14 protein-coding genes are annotated in these 17,028 nt (G+C 58.8%); 5 read left to right on the top strand and 9 right to left on the bottom strand.

The features are described from left to right. Nucleotides 1-51 precede the first annotated feature (51 nt). The 4 genes from MU551_RS08835 to galE form a co-directional block, all read right to left on the bottom strand. On the bottom strand, nucleotides 52-993 hold the full coding sequence (locus tag MU551_RS08835) for a type II secretion system F family protein (protein ID WP_247042686.1): 942 nt from the start codon (nucleotides 991-993) through the stop codon (nucleotides 52-54). Continuing rightward, nucleotides 990-1,847: a type II secretion system F family protein gene (locus MU551_RS08830; protein WP_247042685.1), complete on the bottom strand. Its 858-nt coding sequence runs from the start codon at nucleotides 1,845-1,847 to the stop codon at nucleotides 990-992. Before MU551_RS08830 ends, MU551_RS08835 begins: the two co-directional genes overlap by 4 nt. Continuing rightward, on the bottom strand, nucleotides 1,847-3,070 hold the full coding sequence (locus MU551_RS08825) for a TadA family conjugal transfer-associated ATPase (RefSeq protein WP_247042683.1): 1,224 nt from the start codon (nucleotides 3,068-3,070) through the stop codon (nucleotides 1,847-1,849). Before MU551_RS08825 ends, MU551_RS08830 begins: the two co-directional genes overlap by 1 nt. Before the next feature lie 156 nt (nucleotides 3,071-3,226). Next, on the bottom strand, nucleotides 3,227-4,246 hold the full coding sequence (galE, locus tag MU551_RS08820) for a UDP-glucose 4-epimerase GalE (protein WP_247042681.1): 1,020 nt from the start codon (nucleotides 4,244-4,246) through the stop codon (nucleotides 3,227-3,229). Nucleotides 4,247-4,463: 217 nt separating this feature from the next. On the opposite strand from galE, the gene MU551_RS08815 reads away from it, so the two are divergent. The 3 genes from MU551_RS08815 to MU551_RS08805 all read left to right on the top strand — a co-directional run bounded on the left by MU551_RS08815 (nucleotide 4,464) and on the right by MU551_RS08805 (nucleotide 9,500). After that, nucleotides 4,464-7,088, top strand: a complete 2,625-nt coding sequence (locus tag MU551_RS08815) for a GH25 family lysozyme (RefSeq protein WP_247042680.1) — start codon at nucleotides 4,464-4,466, stop codon at nucleotides 7,086-7,088. A gap of 66 nt (nucleotides 7,089-7,154) precedes the next feature. Further along, complete coding sequence (locus tag MU551_RS08810) at nucleotides 7,155-8,306, top strand: glycosyltransferase family 4 protein (protein WP_247042678.1); 1,152 nt, start codon at nucleotides 7,155-7,157, stop codon at nucleotides 8,304-8,306. Nucleotides 8,307-8,312: 6 nt separating this feature from the next. Continuing rightward, nucleotides 8,313-9,500 carry an MATE family efflux transporter gene (locus MU551_RS08805; RefSeq protein ID WP_247042677.1) on the top strand — a complete coding sequence of 396 codons (1,188 nt, stop codon included), beginning with the start codon at nucleotides 8,313-8,315 and terminating at the stop codon, nucleotides 9,498-9,500. On the opposite strand, the gene MU551_RS08800 is transcribed toward MU551_RS08805, so the two are convergent. The 5 genes from MU551_RS08800 to rfbB form a co-directional block, all read right to left on the bottom strand. After that, entirely contained in the window at nucleotides 9,490-10,527 is a 1,038-nt protein-coding gene (locus tag MU551_RS08800) for a glycosyltransferase family protein (protein ID WP_247042675.1), read from the bottom strand. The two genes, MU551_RS08805 and MU551_RS08800, sit on opposite strands and share 11 nt — an antisense overlap. Then, nucleotides 10,524-10,880 carry a DUF2304 domain-containing protein gene (locus tag MU551_RS08795; protein WP_247042667.1) on the bottom strand — a complete coding sequence of 119 codons (357 nt, stop codon included), beginning with the start codon at nucleotides 10,878-10,880 and terminating at the stop codon, nucleotides 10,524-10,526. Before MU551_RS08795 ends, MU551_RS08800 begins: the two co-directional genes overlap by 4 nt. Before the next feature lie 12 nt (nucleotides 10,881-10,892). Further along, on the bottom strand, nucleotides 10,893-11,531 hold the full coding sequence (locus MU551_RS08790; protein ID WP_247042665.1) for a glycosyltransferase family 2 protein: 639 nt from the start codon (nucleotides 11,529-11,531) through the stop codon (nucleotides 10,893-10,895). 75 nt (nucleotides 11,532-11,606) lie between these two features. Continuing rightward, the gene (locus tag MU551_RS08785) at nucleotides 11,607-13,022 is read right to left on the bottom strand and encodes a sugar nucleotide-binding protein (RefSeq protein WP_247042657.1); all 1,416 of its coding nucleotides are present in this window, start codon (nucleotides 13,020-13,022) and stop codon (nucleotides 11,607-11,609) included. A 1-nt stretch (nucleotide 13,023) separates the two neighbouring features. Continuing rightward, nucleotides 13,024-14,022, bottom strand: coding sequence for a dTDP-glucose 4,6-dehydratase (gene rfbB, locus MU551_RS08780; protein ID WP_247042655.1), 999 nt, complete (start codon nucleotides 14,020-14,022; stop codon nucleotides 13,024-13,026). A gap of 57 nt (nucleotides 14,023-14,079) precedes the next feature. Between rfbB and rfbA the strand changes: the two genes are divergently transcribed. Beyond that, nucleotides 14,080-14,940: a glucose-1-phosphate thymidylyltransferase RfbA gene (rfbA, locus tag MU551_RS08775; protein WP_247042653.1), complete on the top strand. Its 861-nt coding sequence runs from the start codon at nucleotides 14,080-14,082 to the stop codon at nucleotides 14,938-14,940. Between the two features lie 71 nt (nucleotides 14,941-15,011). Further along, nucleotides 15,012-17,012 (top strand): DUF6541 family protein, encoded by a 2,001-nt coding sequence (locus MU551_RS08770; protein ID WP_247042642.1) that lies wholly within the window; start codon nucleotides 15,012-15,014, stop codon nucleotides 17,010-17,012. Nucleotides 17,013-17,028 lie beyond the last annotated feature (16 nt).

Below are 17,028 nucleotides of genomic sequence, written 5' to 3'. Positions count from 1 at the left end.
TTCTGTGCTGTCTCCGATTGACCCGGGGATCCGGCTCTTTTCCAAACATCCTCAAAGGCCCAGGCTGATTGCTGCGAGGCCTGGGAAAACTGCAAAAACCACTGTCAGCGGAAGCACGCCGAAGACCACCGGGACCATCATGGCGATCTCCTTTTTACCTGCCGCCTCCATCAGGTTGCGTTTGGCAGTGTCGCGTACGTCCTGGGCTTGGGCGCGCAGCACATCAGCCAGTGGCGTGCCCCGCTCCACCGCCACCACGATGCCATCCACGAACCGCACGAGGGGCCCCAAATCGGTTCGGGCCGAAAATTCCTGCAGCGCTTCGACCAGGGGCTTGCCTGCCCTCGTTTCGGCAAGTACCCGGCTGAATTCCTTGGACAATTCCCCGCTGGAGCTGCGGCAAACCCTGTCGAGCGCTCCGGAAGCGCTCTCCCCAGCGCTCACTGCAAGCGCCATCAACTCTGCAAGGCTGGGAAATTCCGCCATCATGCGGGACTCGCGGCTTTTGATTTGGACGCCGAGCCAATAGTCACGAAAAAGGAAGGCGCAAAGAGCGCTTCCCAGAACAGCAACAACGGAAAGGAAAGGAGAAAAGCTGCCATTCACAGCCACCGCGGCCACAAGGCCTGTGGCAATAAGGAACCCGCAGATAGCCCACAGCACCTGCTCCGCCCGAAAGTCCACAGTGGATTTATTGATACCGGCCTGCGTCATTCGACGGCTCAAGACGGACGAAGCCATGTTGAGCCTGTTGAGAGAAGCCAGGCCATCATGAACAAGCGGGCGGAAAATGCGATCCAATAATCCGAACGGAGAGATGCGCTGGCTGTCCGCCAGCAAAAGCCTGGACTCGACATTCTGGGATCTCAGCTGCGGCTCAATGCGTTCCAGAAACGTCGGCGGCCGCATAAAGGGAAGACGAGCCAAAAGCAACCACAGCCCGGCACCAAGCACCGATCCACAAACGAGCGCACTCGCTGACAGCACCGTCATCTCAGAACGCGTTCGTCTTGAGGCAGTGCCCCGATCCGCAGCATGATCGAATAACACACCACAGATACGACGAGGCCGCCTAAAAGCACCGCCGCGCCGAGCGGCGTGTTGTAGGCGGCGACAGCTTCGGGCCGGCTTGCCAACAGCACCATAACAATCCAGGGTGCGGCCACGGCCAACCGTGCCGCATTCACAGTCCAGGATTGTCTGGCTTCCAGCTCGCTGCGCGTTCGCGCACTCTCACGCAGGAACTCGGACAAAGTCCCCAGGAGCCGGCCGAGGTCCGATCCTCCCACGTCGCGTGTGAGCCTGAGGGCCTCAACTATCCGATCTGCGACCGGGTCGGCGAGCCTGTCTTTCAGCCGGTTAAGTGCAGGATCAAACTGGCCACCCGAACGATAATCGGCTCCGAAGTCACGGAAAAGGTGACGGAGTTCTTCGGGTCCCTTATCGCCTAGCTGGATCAAGGCCTCGGGGAGCGACAGTCCTGCCCGGATGGCCGAGCGCAAGTGGTCAACTACATCCGGCCAAAGCTGTCGCAGGACAGCCGTTCGCTTGAGCGCCCGCCACCTGACCAGGGCAACGGGAAACCATCCTCCGAAAAGGCCAAAGCAGCACGAGATCGGCATCGAGCGCGTCACAACGAAGAACACCAAAGCAACGAAAACCGCAAGTCCAAAACAGGTCGTTATCAGCCCAAGCCCTGACACCTTCTCAATCCCTGCATTTCTGAGCAGGTCGTCTAAACGGCTGGCCCTGGGCAGACGTGCCGCCCGCCCTCCGGATTCTTCCCATGCAGACCACCAGACAAGGAACAAACCAGCACCGGCCAGCACCCCCAGAAGCGGTGCCATCAGCTCGCCTCCAACAATGCCGAGACATCGTAGCCGGCACGAGCAAACTTTTCCGCAGAAGGTATCGAGTTGGGCCGCGGCTGAAGCTGGCCGTCGACCACTGCGAAAACCATGGAGGACTCTATGACTCCGTTTTCCACCCTCCGGCCCAAAGACAATATCTCCGTGACCTGCCTCCGGCCATTGGCCTGGCGGCTGCAGTGCACAACAAGGTCGATACAGGACGCCACTGTCGGAACCACAAATGCGCTGGAAATGTTTTCGCCCGCTAATAGTGGCAGCGTGCAGATCTTAGTTACAGCGTCGTGAGCTGAGTTGGCATGGACTGTGCACATTCCAGGAAGCCCTGAATTGAGTGCTATGAGCATGTCCAGGCTTTCTGCCTCCCTGACCTCGCCGACGACCAGCCTGTCCGGCCGCATACGAAGTGCTTCCTTTACCAGACGGCGCAAAGGAATTTCGCCCTCCCCTTCAAGGTTCGGTTGACGGCATTGCAGTCCAACAACATCCCGGAGCGGGAACTGCAGCTCGAAGATCTCCTCCACGGTGATCACGCGTTCACGTGTTCCAATGCTTGCAGCGAGACAGTTGAGCATAGTTGTCTTGCCCGCTTGCGTTGCGCCCGAGACGAGAATGTTCAAGCCGCTTGAAACTGCGGCGCCAAGAAAACGTGCTGACTGGGGAGTCAGGGTGCCAAGATCAACCAGATGCTCCAGTCTGCTTGCCTTGACGATGAACTTTCGGATATTGATAGCCCAATGCCTTCGAGTCACGTCAGGAATTACGACGTGGAGTCGGGATCCATCAGGAAGCGCGGCATCAACAAACGGTGACGACATGTCCAGTCGTCGGCCGGAGCTCTTCAACATCCGCTCGACAAGGTCCTTGACCTGCTGGTCGGAGAGGCTGAGGGATGTCAGCTCCGATTCACCATTGCGCGCCACGAAAATCTCGTTAGGGGCATTGAGCCAGATTTCCTCGATGGTGGGATCGTCCAGCAATGGCTGCAACGTCCCGAAACCGGCTACTGCATCAAATACAAAACGCCTGGCCGTATCCAGAGACCCAATCGGTGGCAACGGTCCCATGAGCGCCCGCTCGTCATAATCAGAGACAGCCGCCTCTACGAGCCTGCGGACTTCGCCCGCCTGCCGCAGCGGGTCCAGTCCCCTTCGGCGAATAAGCTCCCGTACTTCATCCTCGACGATCTGGACCGCGTCCATATATTCCCCAATACGTCTGCCACCCCCGGCTGAGGCAGTGCAATTGGCTTAAAGCTAGAGGAGGCTACACCTGTCAGCCAAGTCACAAGCCGCATCTGTGGAAAACCTCCTCGAAAGGTGCAGTCCCAGAAGGAAGAAGATTTGTCGATTCGGGCGTTAGCCGGCGTCGGAATAGCCCTGAGGATTGTTGCTTTGCCAGCGCCAGTGGTCTTCGCACATATTTTGAAGATTGCGCCGCGCTGACCAGCCCAGATCGGCCAGAGCTGCGGACGGGTCTGCATAGCTGACGGCAGAATCACCGGGGCGCCGTGCGGCGAATTCGTAAGGCACCTGATGCCCGGCTGCCAGGCCGAAGGCCTCAATCACCTCAAGTACAGAAGAGCCTTTGCCGGTCCCGAGGTTCCAGCGGAAAACACCCTTCTTTCCGTCGAGGTAACCGAGGGCAGCCAGGTGCCCGGCGGCCAGGTCCATGACATGAATATAATCCCGCACTCCAGTGCCATCCGGTGTTGAATAGTCGTTGCCGAATACCAGCACTTTCTCCCGGCGGCCAACGGCGACCTGGGCAACAAAAGGCAGCAGATTGTTTGGAACACCTTGCGGGTCTTCCCCTATCAGCCCGGATTCATGCGCACCAACGGGATTGAAGTAACGGAGCAAGGCAATGCTCCATCTCCCGTCCGCGGCGCCCAGATCAGCGAGGATATCCTCAATCTGCTCTTTTGTGCGGCCATATGGATTTGTCGCATCGAGCGGAGCCTTTTCAACGAGCGGAACATCCTCGGAGGCCCCGTAAACCGTCGCTGACGAGCTGAAAACGAGGGTACGCACTCCGGCGGCGTCCATGCTGTGGAGCAGGTTGAGAGTGCCCACAACGTTGTTTTGGTAATACATCAGCGGCTTCTCAACAGACTCGCCCACGGCTTTCAGACCCGCAAAGTGGATAACGGCGTCGAACGCGCCTTCAGCAAAGATCCGGTCGACGGCGCCCGCATCAAGCAAGTCAATCTGCCTGAAGTCGACCGTTTTTCCGGTCAGCTTTTCAACCCTCCTGATCGACTCCGGATTCGAATTCACAAGGTTGTCGAGCACGACGACCTCATGGCCCTCCTCAAGAAGACAGAGCGTCGTGTGGGATCCTATGTACCCGGCGCCGCCGGTAACCAATACCTTCATAGTGACTAGCATAGGTGGCGCCGTCGACGGCCACGAAAACCTCTCGGCGGACAGCAAATGACAAAGCTGAATAGGCCCCAACCCCAACTGCAACTCTGGCACCATAGGGCACAGCAGTGTTAGGGTGAGCGTCCGGACATCACTCGCCCGGGATAGACACTAGAGGCCGGATCCAGCATCCGTGCCTGAAGAGTACGGCGTTGATCCGGAGTAAAGCATGAAATGGATCCCAGTCAGGGCGCAGGATAACCGCAGGGCAGCGACAACGGCCTTCCTCTTGTCGATTGCGCTGTTAGCCGGGGCCTTCACCATGCAGCCGGCTGCCGCCGTCGAACCGGAACCCTCAGCTGCAACTGCCACGCCGACACCAACACCAAGTCCAACATCCACGGCGACACTGAGCGATCCTTCGGCTTCGGGCCCGCCCGATGCATCTCAAACCACCCTGGCCGAGGTGGTCGCCAACGGCGGCGCTGAGATGGGACAACGTTCTGCCCGCGTAACCGGCGCTGTTGTCGATCCGACTGGCCCGAAAAGTACCTTATCGACGGAATCATTGGTCACACAGGGCACCTGGAGTCCGACCTTTGGCGTGCAGGGCCTGGACGTTAGTGCCCACCAGCCCAGCGTCGACTGGCAACATCAATGGAACCTGGGGTCTCGATTCGCGTACGTCAAAGCGACTGAGGGCAACTACTACGCCAGTGAGACGTACGGATCACAATACGCGGGATCACGGAACGTAGGGATGATCCGGGGCGCCTACCATTTCGCCATCCCCAACTGGTCTTCAGGGGCCGACCAGGCACGGTACTTCGTGCGAAACGGTGGCGGTTGGACCCCCGACGGCTACACTCTCCCGCCGGTGCTTGACTTCGAGTTCAACCCCTACCAAGGCCGCACCATCAGCGGGTTCTACTTTGGCAACACCTGTTATGACATGTCGCCGGCGCAGCTCATAGCTTGGGTCCAAGAATTCGGCAACACCGTCCGTTCCATGACCGGCCGGCTTCCTGTTATCTACACCAACACCAATTGGTGGAATCAGTGCACTGGCGGTGCGCAGGGGTTCGGCGACTATCCGCTGTGGGTAGCCGCCTATCCAAATAGTCCAACGAACGACGCCGGCCCCATTCCCTCCAGCTGGAGCAGTTACAGCATCTGGCAATACAGCAGCACCGGCCCGATGGCTGGGGACTCCAACGTTTGGAACGGGTCGTATCAGGATCTGCAGACTTTCGCCCAGAACTTCCAGGAACAGTTCCGCGCCACCGCGGAGTACTGGGGGCTTGGCACCCCTGTCAGCAAAATCGTTTGCGGCCTGGTCAGGGACGGCTGCCTGCAAGACTATGCTTACGCAACTATCTACCGATCCCAAGCGGGGGGTATAAAGGTAGTCGCCGACCCCATCAGGAAAGCCTGGTGGAATATACAAGGTCAGGGAGGCCCGCTGGGCTATCCGGTGTCCCCTCAGACGTGTGGGCTGGTGAGGGCCGGTTGTACGCAGGATTTTGAGTTCGGGTCGATGTACATCACGCCAACAGGCGCCGTTCGTCCTGTTGCAACGCCCGTCCGCAACAAATATTGGTCCCTGGGCGGCCAGAATTCTGTGGGCTACCCCTTAGCGAATGAGATTTGCGGCCTGACGGGCAACGGATGCGCGCAACAGTTTGAAGCCGGGAACATCTACCGCAGCGCCGCTACTTCACCGCGCGCCGTTCTGGGACCGCCCAAAGGGGTATGGGCAGCACTTGGAAACGAGAATGGGGTCCTTGGATACCCGAGCTCGGATTACACCTGTAATCAGATCAGGCAAGGGTGTGTCCAGGACTTCCAGGGGGGAAGCATCTACACATCAGTTGATGGCACCTTTCCTGTCAAGGGACAGACCCGATCCACCTATTGGGCCCTGGGCGGACCGGCGAGCCGGCTCGGATTTCCGGCCGGTTCCGAAATATGTGGGCTGCCGGGCGACGGCTGCCAGCAGAAGTTCCAGTTCGGTTCCATACTCAAGACTTCGGGCGGGAGGATGCTGGCAGTCTCAGGAGAGATCTCCCGGGCCTACGACTCTTTGGGCGGCCCCAAGGGCGTTTTGGGCTACCCGTCATCTGAACAGATCGGCCTTAGCGCCGGCGGCCTCCAACAGGATTTCGACGGGGGAAGCCTTTACTACTCAGCCGCCTCTGGAACGCATTCCGTCCTGCTTAGTGTCAGGACAACCTTCTGGCAGAGCGGGGGCCATGCCGGCCCACTTGGTTTCCCGACGTCGGATCTGCGCGGCGGCCTGATCCGCGGCGGCATGCAGCAGGACTTCCAAGGAGGAAGCCTATATGCGACGCCGAGCAATGGATTGCGCCGCATCCTTGGTCAGGCCAGAACGTTCTACTGGTCCAATGGCGGACAGGGTGGCGAACTTGGCTACCCGACCGGGGATGAAGCGTGCGGCCTCCCGGGGTTAACCTGCCAACAGAACTTTGAGACCGGGCAGATAGTGACTGCGAAGGACGGGCGATTCGTTGTTGCCGGGCGCTTCGGAAGCATGTGGCAGAAGCTTGGCGGGCTCTACAGTTACCTGGGTTCGCCTGTTGACTCAAGGGTGTGCGGCCTGGTCGGCAGCGGTTGCAAACAGAGCTTCCAGACCGGGGCCATCTTCGATTCACCTGCCGCAGGAACGCATGCAACCGGCGGCGCCATCGGGACGCTGTGGGGGGCACATGGCGCGGAGTCAGGCCGTTTGGGCTATCCCACAACAGACCTCCTGTGTTCCGGAGAGGTGTGCACCCAGTCGTTCCAGGGTGGATCCATCCGCTGGACGCCGTCTACGGGGGCTTATTTCGGATAGTAGGCTGGAAGCGTACCCAGAACTGCTGCAGGTCAAGGCTTTCCTGCAGCCGAAAGGACCGACGCTTTGACGAACACCGAACCACTGGCTGATCAGCCGTTCCCTCTTCACGTCGGATTTGTGGTCAACAATTTTCCCCCGCACGTCGGGGGCGTTGAACAGCACGTTTTGGCCTTGGCCAAGGAGCTCGTGAATCTCGGTGCGAAGGTCACTGTTGCCACCCTCGGCCCTGTCCACGGCAGGGAGACGTTCCCCGGTATGGAGATCATTGAAGTGGCGGGAACCCCAGCCATCGGCGGGGTCTTGTCATGGCCATTTCCCGGGGCAACCCGCAAAATGACACGTCTTTTCCGCGACAAGGGAGTGAACGTGATCTCCGTCCACACCCGGTTCTTTCCTTTCACATTCATCGGAATCCGGATTGCCCGCCGCTTGGGGGCTCCTGTAATCCTTACAGAGCACGGCTCAGATTTCGTGCGCGGTGTCTCCCCACTTGTGGCAGCAGGCAGCCGGCTGGTTGATGTTACGTTCGGACGATACAGCCTGCGCCGCGCAAGCCTGGTCCTGGCCATATCATCAGCTACGGAGCCTTTTGTCAGGCGCTTGGCGAACGTACCCAGCACCTTGTTCTTCAACGCTATTCACACTAAGGTCTTCCGCCCTGCCGAACAATCCTTGGAGGCGCCGCGGAAGCTCGTTTTTCTCGGCCGGCTCGTCCCCGGAAAAGGCTGGGAGCGCGTGATAGACGTTGCCTCGGAACTTGCCGATAAATATCCGGACCTTGAGACGCACATTGTCGGCGACGGAACCGATCGGGAACGAGTAGAACAGTATGCGCGTGCCTCCGCAGCAGGGGACAGTATTACCGTTCACGGTTTCATGAATTCCAGCCAGTTCCGGGAAATCCTCAAAGACAGTATTCTCCTAAATCCGACGACCTTGGCTGAAGGGTTCCAAACGACGCTCCTTGAGGCAATTGCGGCGGGAGCATCCGTTGTCAGCACACGTCAGGCCGCTGCGGAGTTCTTAGCCTCACTGGGTGCCCCCGTCATCCTGCGCGATGCTGCTGACGAAGCAGGCTGGGCTGATGCCGTCAAGCAATTGCTCGGGAGCCCCGCACCCCGGATAGACGACTCACTTCTGGAAAAATTCGACTGGGGTGAGAGGGCCCGGGAGTACCAGACTTTGGCATCGGAGCTGGCCCAGGGATCGAGGTAGGAACCCATGCGATCCAAGCTCTCAGTGCTGGCTTCGGTATTTTTTGGCGCCGTCAGCAATTCGGCGGTTCCCATCAGCGCACTCCTCCTGATGAGCCGCGCGGATTTTGGTATTTTTTCTATCGTCTACCTGATCTTCGCTCTCGGATGGTCCCTCGCGCTCTCCCTCGTTTGTGACTCTTGGTCCCGCACCAAGGATCAAGGCGCTGACCGGGACACATTCCGCTGGGTCCAGTTGCAGTTGGCAATCCTCGTTGGACTCGTCGGTGGAACAGTTGCGGGCGGGCTCTTCCAGGACGGCTGGCTGGGCTTTGTGGCTGGTGTTGCAGTCCTCGCCACGCTCTACAGGGTGGGCAGCCGCTATCAGGAGACGGTTTTGGGCGGAGCCGCGAAATCCCTGATGTCGGACGCCACGACAGTCGTTACGCTTGTGGCAGGCGTAGTCATCTTTAGGCTGGCCCTTCTCGACTGGACTCCTGCCATCACGTACGCTTGGGCCCTCAGTGGTCTGGCCGGAAGCGCGTTTTACGGCCTCCGCCCGCGTTCAGCCAGCTACGGCCTACTCACGTGGGTCAAAGTGAGGCGTGAGACCATCAAGCCGTTGCTGGGCGACTCACTGCTGATGGACGCCGGAGCGAGCTGGGCGCCACTAGCGATTGCACCATTCATGAGCGTCACGTCGTATGCCACCTACCGTGCTGTTTCGAGCGTGGCCACACCCGTGCAATTCGTTCTGGATCCCCTGAGGCCGGCCCTCTCAGTCCTCTCTCCGAGGCGCACGTCCAGCGGCAGATGGATCGTCTCCGTCCTGCTTGCCGGCACGTTTATGGCTGCGGTTTGCTGGTCAGTTCTGGTCCTGGTGGTTGGCCCGCTCAAGATCGGCGGAGAGACTCTCGTTGCTCTCGTCGAATTCGCGACGCCCACGTCCGTCTTCGTACTAGCGAACTTCATCGGCCACTTTTACTACATCTCAGCCCGATCCCATGCCAGTCACCGAAGGTTGCTCCAAGGGAGAATCTTCCAAACGATTGTCTCTATTGCACTGCCGTTCGCAGGGCTGGCGGCACTTGGCCTGGCGGGAGCGATTTGGGGTTTTGCAATAGCAGCGTTGTGTTCCGGCCTGCTCTGGCTGCGCCTCGCCGGGCTGGTGGCTCGCGATGGAAGTGTGGCAGAGGCTGCGCCTTCTAGGGCTTGAGGCCGATCGTTTCGCGCCAGACGCTGGCCCAGGCGGCGAAGCTGTACTTCTCCACAACGACCTCATGCGCACGGTTTCCAAGGTCCTTGCGCTCGGTCTCACTGGAACGAATGAAGTCCAGGATGTCTGACTTCCACTGCTCCTGGCTGCTCGGCGCCGCGGCTCCCATTTGATTCAAAACGAGGCGATTCGTGCCGACAGGGCTTCCCATAACCGGCAATGCTGCCGCACCATATTGCAGGATCTTGTACGCGCACTTACCGCGGGTGAACGCGTTGTCGGGCAAGGGCATAATTCCCAGGTCCGCCGAGGCCATGTGCTTTCCGAAGGTGGCCGCAGACCACGGAATCCGCTCTATGATCGCATCCAACGGACCAAAACTGCGGTCCCCTGCGCTGACCACCTGAAGCTTGATCGGGATTTTCCGGTTGACGTCCAACAAGGGCTCCGCGAGTTCCTGCAAGAACGGCTCCGTTGCCGGTGAGCCCATCCAGAGGAGAACCGGCACCTCATTGAGCGCGTAACTGGTCTTCCGGGCATAGTCGTCCGGATTGACACAGCTCGGAATCATGGTCACGGAGGAATTGTGCTTCGCGGACTCCTCAGCCAGCCAATCGTTGCCTGCAATGACGCGGTCGGCGGCCGTGACTGATCGAACCCAGATCTTGTCTTTGGGATAAAGGTTGTAAGGGAACGGGGCCGCGTTGTGGAAAATGGCATCGTCGAAGTCGTACACCGAAAGTGCGGCGTTTCGAAGAAGCTTGGTTTCGATGCCACCGTTGCTCAGCGGTGACGCCTCCCGGCTCAGTAGCAGGGTATCGGTGGAGGCGCACCCCGCCAGCTTCCTGAGCTCCAACTCTGCACGGACAACAGCAGGAATATTCTGGGCGAGGGTAGTGAAGCTGTTGTTCGCTCCCCCGACATAGTCAAAGTTCCGGGAGGGTGAAATCCCCAGATATGTTAACCAGTCATGAATGCGTACCCGGGCGCTGCTGCCGCTGGGGCCATAGGAAGCAACTGTAATCATACGGCGGTTTTTTTCTCCCAAGGCTTTTCAGCTTCGTCGATGGCGATCCGGCGAGCGAGCTTGGTAAGAGCGGTTTCCTGATGGCGGAACCGTTGATACGTCGTCGACATAAAGACGAAGAAGCTGACAATGGTGGCGTAGAGAACCAAGTCAGTGCCACGGCCGACCCCGAATGCGTGGGCGACGTTAGTAAGAATTTCCGGAAAGAAAATTGATAATGCAGCTGCGACGGCGAACGTGAGAAGGAGAATCCGTCGTATGGCCAAATGCCGTGCATTTGAACCACCGCGCATCAACACCAGCGACGCGAGTATAACCGAAAGAACAAGGACGATCTGAACTACGATAATCAAGGAAATCTCACTTTACTTCAGCAGCAGTTCGGCCAGTATGTTTACGGAGTTCAGCAGCGACTGCCCCTTGGCTTTGGAGTAGTCCGTGTAGATTATTTCGACTGGATGCTCGACGTAACGAGGTTGCATCTTGGCGATCTGATGCACGAATTCGGAAGCGTGCGCCATCCGGTTCTGTGTCAGATCTATTCGAGATGCCACGTGCCTGTTGAAAGCCCGGAGGCCGTTATGGGCATCGGACAGGTCCATCCCGGTGGAGATGCGCATCTGGGCAGCTGCTGTCCTGAGGACCAGGCGTTTCGCAGGCGTCAGCTTTGTCCGGTCATCGAGGAACCGGGATCCCAGGACAATGTCCGCTTCACCATTCTGGATCCGTTCCACCATCAGCTGGGCGTCAGAGACACGGTGTTGTCCATCCGCGTCGAACGTTACAACAGTCTCCATCTGCGGATCCTGGAGTGCGTAGGAGATACCTGTCTGAAGCGCGGCGCCCTGACCCAGGTTTATGGGGTGCTGAACGACAGTCGCCCCGGCCGCCGCCGCAACCTCGGGTGAGCCGTCAGAGCTTCCGTCATCGATGCAGACGACGTTCGGGAAAACCGGCAGAAGGCCCTCGATTACGGATCCGACCACCGTGGCCTCGTTGTACATTGGTATAAGTATCCAGGTTCGACTCACGGGTCCAATTATTGCATGACTTCTGAGACCACTTTTCGCGGTGCGCGCCTATCTGTCGGCCGCCAGGTACTCCCTCAGGCGCTTTGCACCCTCCCCGGGGAAGAAGCCTGTGGACTGGATGCGGTCCAGCGACAGCGTACTGTTGCGGGGGCGAGGAGCGGCTTTTGAGCCTTTGAGATAGTCGTCGCTGCTCACTCCGGTGATGCTGTCCCGGCTTCGGCCGCAGAACTCGAAGACGTCACCGGCAATATCAGCCCAACTCTGCGGTGGACCATCACTGCTGAGGTTGTAGGTTCCGAATTCGGACTCCGTGTCGAGAAGGTGCCTGATGCCGGCGGCGATGTCCTGCGTGAAGCTGAGCCTGCCGAACTGATCATTTACAACGCGCGGTTCCACACCGCGTTCTGCGAGGGTGGCCATCGTCCGCACGAAATTGCTTCCCTCGCCGATGACCCAGCTGGTTCGGATGATGTAGTGACGCGGGACCATGCCTGCTGCTGCGTCGCCCGCTGCCTTGGTCTGGCCATAAACACCCAGAGGACTGGGAACCTCGTCCTCGGAGTGCACTTCCTTCGAACCGTCGAAAACATAATCTGAAGAAATATGAACAAGCGTCAATCCGTATTCAATCGCGACGGCGGCCAGCCTGGCGACGCTGCTGACGTTCGTTTGCCAGGCCGCGGCCCGGCCAGCCGGCGTTTCCGCCAGATCAACTGCCGTGTAGGCAGCTGCGTTGATGATGGTCGAGTAGCCCTTCCAATTCCGTGACTTCAGCGCCGATTCATTGGAGATATCCAGGTCCTTGCGCGTTGCAAACTCAACCCGGGGGTCGCCGTCGTAAAGTTCCCGCAGCGCCTTCCCCAATTGTCCGTCCGACCCCAGGACGAGGATCTTTTGTCCAGCCATGGGCTTGACCTCATCCAGGAAGGGATGGTTCTTGTCCTTTTCGGACAGCTCAGCCCGCTCGAGGGGAATGGGCCAGGGAATATCGGCTGTAGCATCAGCCAGATTGAGGAACGTGTACTGGCTCTGGGCCGCCTCGCTCCAATGATCGTTCACCAGATAGGTATAGGCAGTCTTGTCTTCGAGAGTTTGGAATGAATTGCCAACTCCCCGTGGAACAAAGATCGCGCGGCTGGGATCAAGTTCCGTGCAGAAGACCTTGCCGAAGCTCGGTCCTTCGCGCAAGTCCACCCATGCACCGAATATGCGTCCTGCCGCCACGGAAATGAACTTGTCCCAGGGCTCCGCATGGATGCCGCGCGTCGTTCCGGTCTTCTCATTGAAGGAGATGTTGTTCTGGACCGGCGAAAAATCGGGTAACCCCAGGGCCAGCATCTTTTCCCGCTGCCAGTTCTCCTTGAACCAGCCACGGTTGTCGCCGTGCACGGGAAGGTCATAAACAACAACGCCGGGGATGGGTGTTGGGGTTGCCTTGAGTGGTTTTGAAAACTCCAACGTCATCTTATTGGCCCTGCTGCCTGTATTTGGCTTCGGTAGCGGCCTTCTGTGGACGCCACCACGTCTCGTTGTCCCGATACCACCGGATGGTGTCCTCCAGCCCCGACTCGAAATCCGAAAATTGGGGGCTCCAGCCGAGTTCACGCCTCAGCTTGCTTGAGTCGATAGCGTAGCGGAGATCATGACCCGCGCGGTCGACCACGTGATCATAAGCATCAGGGGCCTGCCCCATGTGCTGCAGGATCAGCGCAACAACCTCCAGGTTGTTCTTTTCCCCATCCGCACCGATGAGGTATGTGTCGCCGATGACGCCTTTGTCAATGATGGCCAGCACGGCTGACGAGTGATCATCGGCGTGGATCCAGTCGCGAACGTTCTCACCCTTGCCATAGAGCTTCGGGCGTATTCCATCAATCACGTTCGTGATTTGGCGGGGAATGAACTTCTCGACGTGCTGGTAGGGGCCGTAATTGTTTGAGCAGTTACTGATGGTGGCCCGTAGTCCAAAGGACCTGACCCAAGCGCGGACCAGGAGATCCGATCCGGCCTTCGTGGAGGAGTACGGGCTGGACGGATTATAGGGAGTGTCCTCGTTGAAGCGTTCAGGATCGTCCAGCTCAAGGTCCCCATAGACCTCGTCTGTGGAAATGTGATGGAACCGCTTGTCGTGCTTCCGTGCTGCCTCGATCAGAGTGTACGTCCCGATAATGTTCGTATCCAGAAAGGGCCGGGGATCATGCAATGAGTTGTCATTATGCGATTCGGCGGCATAGTGCACAACAACGTCGTGTTCCGCCACCAATTGGTCCACAAGTGCTGCGTCCGCGATGTCACCTTTCACGAACCGAAAGCGGGAGGCCGGAAGATGCTTGATGGATTCCACATTGCCTGCATACGTAATTTTGTCCAGCACTGTGACGAAGCTGTCTGTGTGGGCCATAACGTAGTGGACAAAATTGGAACCGATGAAGCCGGCGCCGCCTGTGACAAGGAGTTTCTGCATGGGCTAAGCCTACCCACTGGTTTGGCGTAGCCGGGATTGCAGACGATGATAGAGGGCATGCGTGGAATAATCCTGGCCGGTGGCACCGGCTCCCGGCTGCACCCGATCACCCTTGGCGTCAGCAAACAATTGGTGCCGGTGTATGACAAACCGATGATCTACTACCCCCTCTCCACGTTGATGCTGGCAGGGATCAGGGACATCCTGGTCATTACCACTCCCCATGATGCCGAGGCGTTCCACCGGGTCCTCGGCGACGGAGACCAGTTCGGTGTCAACATCAGCTACGCAGTGCAGCCGTCGCCGGACGGCCTTGCCCAGGCCTTCATCCTCGGCAGCGAACATATACAGGATGACTCCGTGGCCTTGGTGCTCGGTGACAACATCTTCTACGGCCCTGGAATGGGCCAGCGGCTCTCACGGTTCCATGACATCGACGGCGGAGCGATTTTTGGTTATCAGGTACGGGATGCGTCCGCCTATGGTGTGGTCGAATTCAGTCCGGACGGAAAAGTGCTTTCCTTGGAGGAAAAGCCAAGCGTTCCGAAGAGCAGCTTCGCCGTGCCAGGCCTGTATTTCTATGACAACGACGTTATTGAAATAGCGAAATCCCTGAAACCCTCCAGCCGGGGTGAACTGGAAATTACTGACGTGAACCGGATCTACATGGAGCAGGACAGGCTCCGCGTGGAAATTCTGCCGCGCGGGACCGCATGGCTGGACACTGGGACGGTCAGCGACTTGAACGACGCCTCTAATTTCGTCCGGACGATCGAGTCGCGTCAGGGACTCAAGGTCGGGGCACCGGAAGAGATCGCCTGGCGGCAAGGTTTCCTGACGGACGAAGAGCTCGCCGTGCGGGCCAAACCCTTGATAAAGAGCGGGTATGGAGAATACTTGCTTTCGCTCATCCGGTAGTGTCCCTGCAGTAAAACAGGCGTCAACTCGGCAGCGGGGATACTTCTAGCAACAGGACAGATCACTAAAAAATGAATTCCAGCTGGCTGGCGGTCTTACTTCCCGCGCTTGTTGCGATAGCCGTGATGTTTGGGCCGGGATACCTCACGGCCCGAATGGCAGGTGGTTCCAAAGCGCTGGCGTGGGGGCTGGGGCCCCTCCTGACCCTGTCAATCGTGGACATTGGTGCTCTCGCTCTCTCGTACGCAGGCATTCCTTGGGCGTGGTGGTCTCTTCTCTTTGTAGCGGTGGCAGTTGCAGCAGCCACCTTCGGCCTGAGCCGGGTCTTCCGCCCCAAGGGCATTCCGCCCCTGGCTAAAGCCGGCGTGCGGAAGAACGGTCTCTGGATCGCCTTGGCTACGGCCATACCAGCCGTCATCATTAGCATCCAACTGATCAATGTATTCCACTCGCCCACAATGATCTCCCAGACAACCGATGGTGTTTTCCACCTGAATGCCGTTCGCTACATGCTTGAGAGCGGCAACGGTTCGGCGTTCGCACCGTCAATAGGTCTTAATGGTGCTCCATCCATCTACCCGGCATCATGGCATTCTGTCGTCGCCATGGTTGCAGGCAGCAGCGGAGCCGGCATAGCTGAATCCGTGAATGCCGTGAACCTGGTGATTGGCGGGTTGGTGTGGCCAAGCGGCGTCATCTTTTTCCTGAGGCAACTTACGGGCAATGGCCGGTTGGTCCTCATTGCTGGTGGAATTCTCACATCGTGCTTCGGCATCTTTCCCTTCCGCATGCTCGATTGGGGGGTCCTGTACCCCAGTTTCCTCTCCATAGCCACGACGCTTCCCGCCGTGGGACTGATCATGATCTATTTCAAGCGTTCCAACAGCGGCGACACTCTACGCACACCCCTGGCTGTGTGGCTCCTGCTCTGCTGCGTTCCCGGCATCTTCCTCACCCAGCCAAGCGGAATGCTGATGATTCTGGCAATCGCCCTGCCGCTCATCCTCTCGGCGGAGAACAGGCTGTTCGACATTCCGCGAGCACTCCGGAAACCCCAGCGGTTCCCTCTTTCGATTCTGCAGGCAAGGCTGCCCGCTAATATCCTGCTGGTTTGCAGCGCTGCAGGGGTATGGGCGCTCCTGCGGCCGGTGCCATTGACCGAGGTCGAGTTCACCGTGCCAACTGAAACCCCCGCGCAAGCAATCGGGGAGCTGCTGTGGGCGGCTCCCCTGAACAGTTTTCCTTCCTTCTTCGTCGCGATCCTGATCGCGATCGGTTTCCTGTCACTGCTGCGCAACAAACGCCAGAGGTGGTTTGCTGTCTCGCACATCATCGTCTCTTTGCTCTTCCTCGCCTCCGCCAGCTTTCCGACGGGGCTGCTGCGCACGTTCCTGACAGGTTCCTGGTACGACGACTACAACAGGGTGGCCGCCTCGCTCGTGCTGACTTGGGCTCCATTGGCAGCCATTGGTGCAGTCAAAGCGCTGGATTTCCTCACGGATGCAGCAGCAGAAAAAATCACATTCGTGCGTTCCAACGACACTCGCTCCAAGCAGCTGATGGTTCTGGGCGCTGTTGTACTACTTGGCGTGACTTTCGCCGGGTCCCAGGCATTTACCGTTGCGGCAGGTATCCGGTCAGCAGGCGCCAACTTCAATATCGACAGGAATGCCCGCATGATGTCCGCTGACGAGCAGGCTCTGTTCGAGAAGCTGCCAAGCATAGTTCCCGCCGGCACCGCTGTCGCAGGCGATCCCTGGGACGGAAGTGCCCTTGCTTACTACGTTTCCGGCACGAAGATGGTTTTTGGGCACATGTTCGTTCCCATGAATCCTGACAGGGAGCTAATAGCGAGGCACCTGAACGAAGCGGCGGTCAATCCGGAGGTTTGTCCGGCGGTCCGCAGGCTGAACGTTCGCTACGTCATCTATTCCTATCAACCGGTATTTGATTTCGGCTATCCGCGGGACGGGCAATATGACGGCCTGCGATATATCCCCTCCTCTAAGGGGTTCTCAAGGGTGGCATCTGTGGGAATAGCAAGCCTCTACGAGGTGAAAGCATGCTGGTGATCAGACCTCAGGCAGG

The sequence above is a fragment of the Arthrobacter rhizosphaerae genome (assembly GCF_023062595.1).
Taxonomy (GTDB): Bacteria; Actinomycetota; Actinomycetes; order Actinomycetales; family Micrococcaceae; genus Arthrobacter; species Arthrobacter rhizosphaerae.
Note: the sequence above shows the minus strand (reverse complement) of the source record. Positions and strands in the feature narration are given on the sequence as shown.

Excerpts from the sequence above, each read along its gene's own strand:
- MU551_RS08835 (WP_247042686.1), bottom strand. The coding sequence starts at position 993 with ATGACGGTGCTGTCAGCGAGTGCGCTCGTTTGTGGATCGGTGCTTGGT.
- MU551_RS08830 (WP_247042685.1), bottom strand. The coding sequence starts at position 1,847 with ATGGCACCGCTTCTGGGGGTGCTGGCCGGTGCTGGTTTGTTCCTTGTC.
- MU551_RS08825 (WP_247042683.1), bottom strand. The coding sequence starts at position 3,070 with ATGGACGCGGTCCAGATCGTCGAGGATGAAGTACGGGAGCTTATTCGC.
- galE (WP_247042681.1), bottom strand. The coding sequence starts at position 4,246 with ATGAAGGTATTGGTTACCGGCGGCGCCGGGTACATAGGATCCCACACG.
- MU551_RS08815 (WP_247042680.1), top strand. The coding sequence starts at position 4,464 with ATGAAATGGATCCCAGTCAGGGCGCAGGATAACCGCAGGGCAGCGACA.
- MU551_RS08805 (WP_247042677.1), top strand. The coding sequence starts at position 8,313 with ATGCGATCCAAGCTCTCAGTGCTGGCTTCGGTATTTTTTGGCGCCGTC.
- MU551_RS08800 (WP_247042675.1), bottom strand. The coding sequence starts at position 10,527 with ATGATTACAGTTGCTTCCTATGGCCCCAGCGGCAGCAGCGCCCGGGTA.
- MU551_RS08790 (WP_247042665.1), bottom strand. The coding sequence starts at position 11,531 with ATGTACAACGAGGCCACGGTGGTCGGATCCGTAATCGAGGGCCTTCTG.
- MU551_RS08785 (WP_247042657.1), bottom strand. The coding sequence starts at position 13,022 with ATGACGTTGGAGTTTTCAAAACCACTCAAGGCAACCCCAACACCCATC.
- rfbB (WP_247042655.1), bottom strand. The coding sequence starts at position 14,022 with ATGCAGAAACTCCTTGTCACAGGCGGCGCCGGCTTCATCGGTTCCAAT.
- rfbA (WP_247042653.1), top strand. The coding sequence starts at position 14,080 with ATGCGTGGAATAATCCTGGCCGGTGGCACCGGCTCCCGGCTGCACCCG.
- MU551_RS08770 (WP_247042642.1), top strand. The coding sequence starts at position 15,012 with ATGAATTCCAGCTGGCTGGCGGTCTTACTTCCCGCGCTTGTTGCGATA.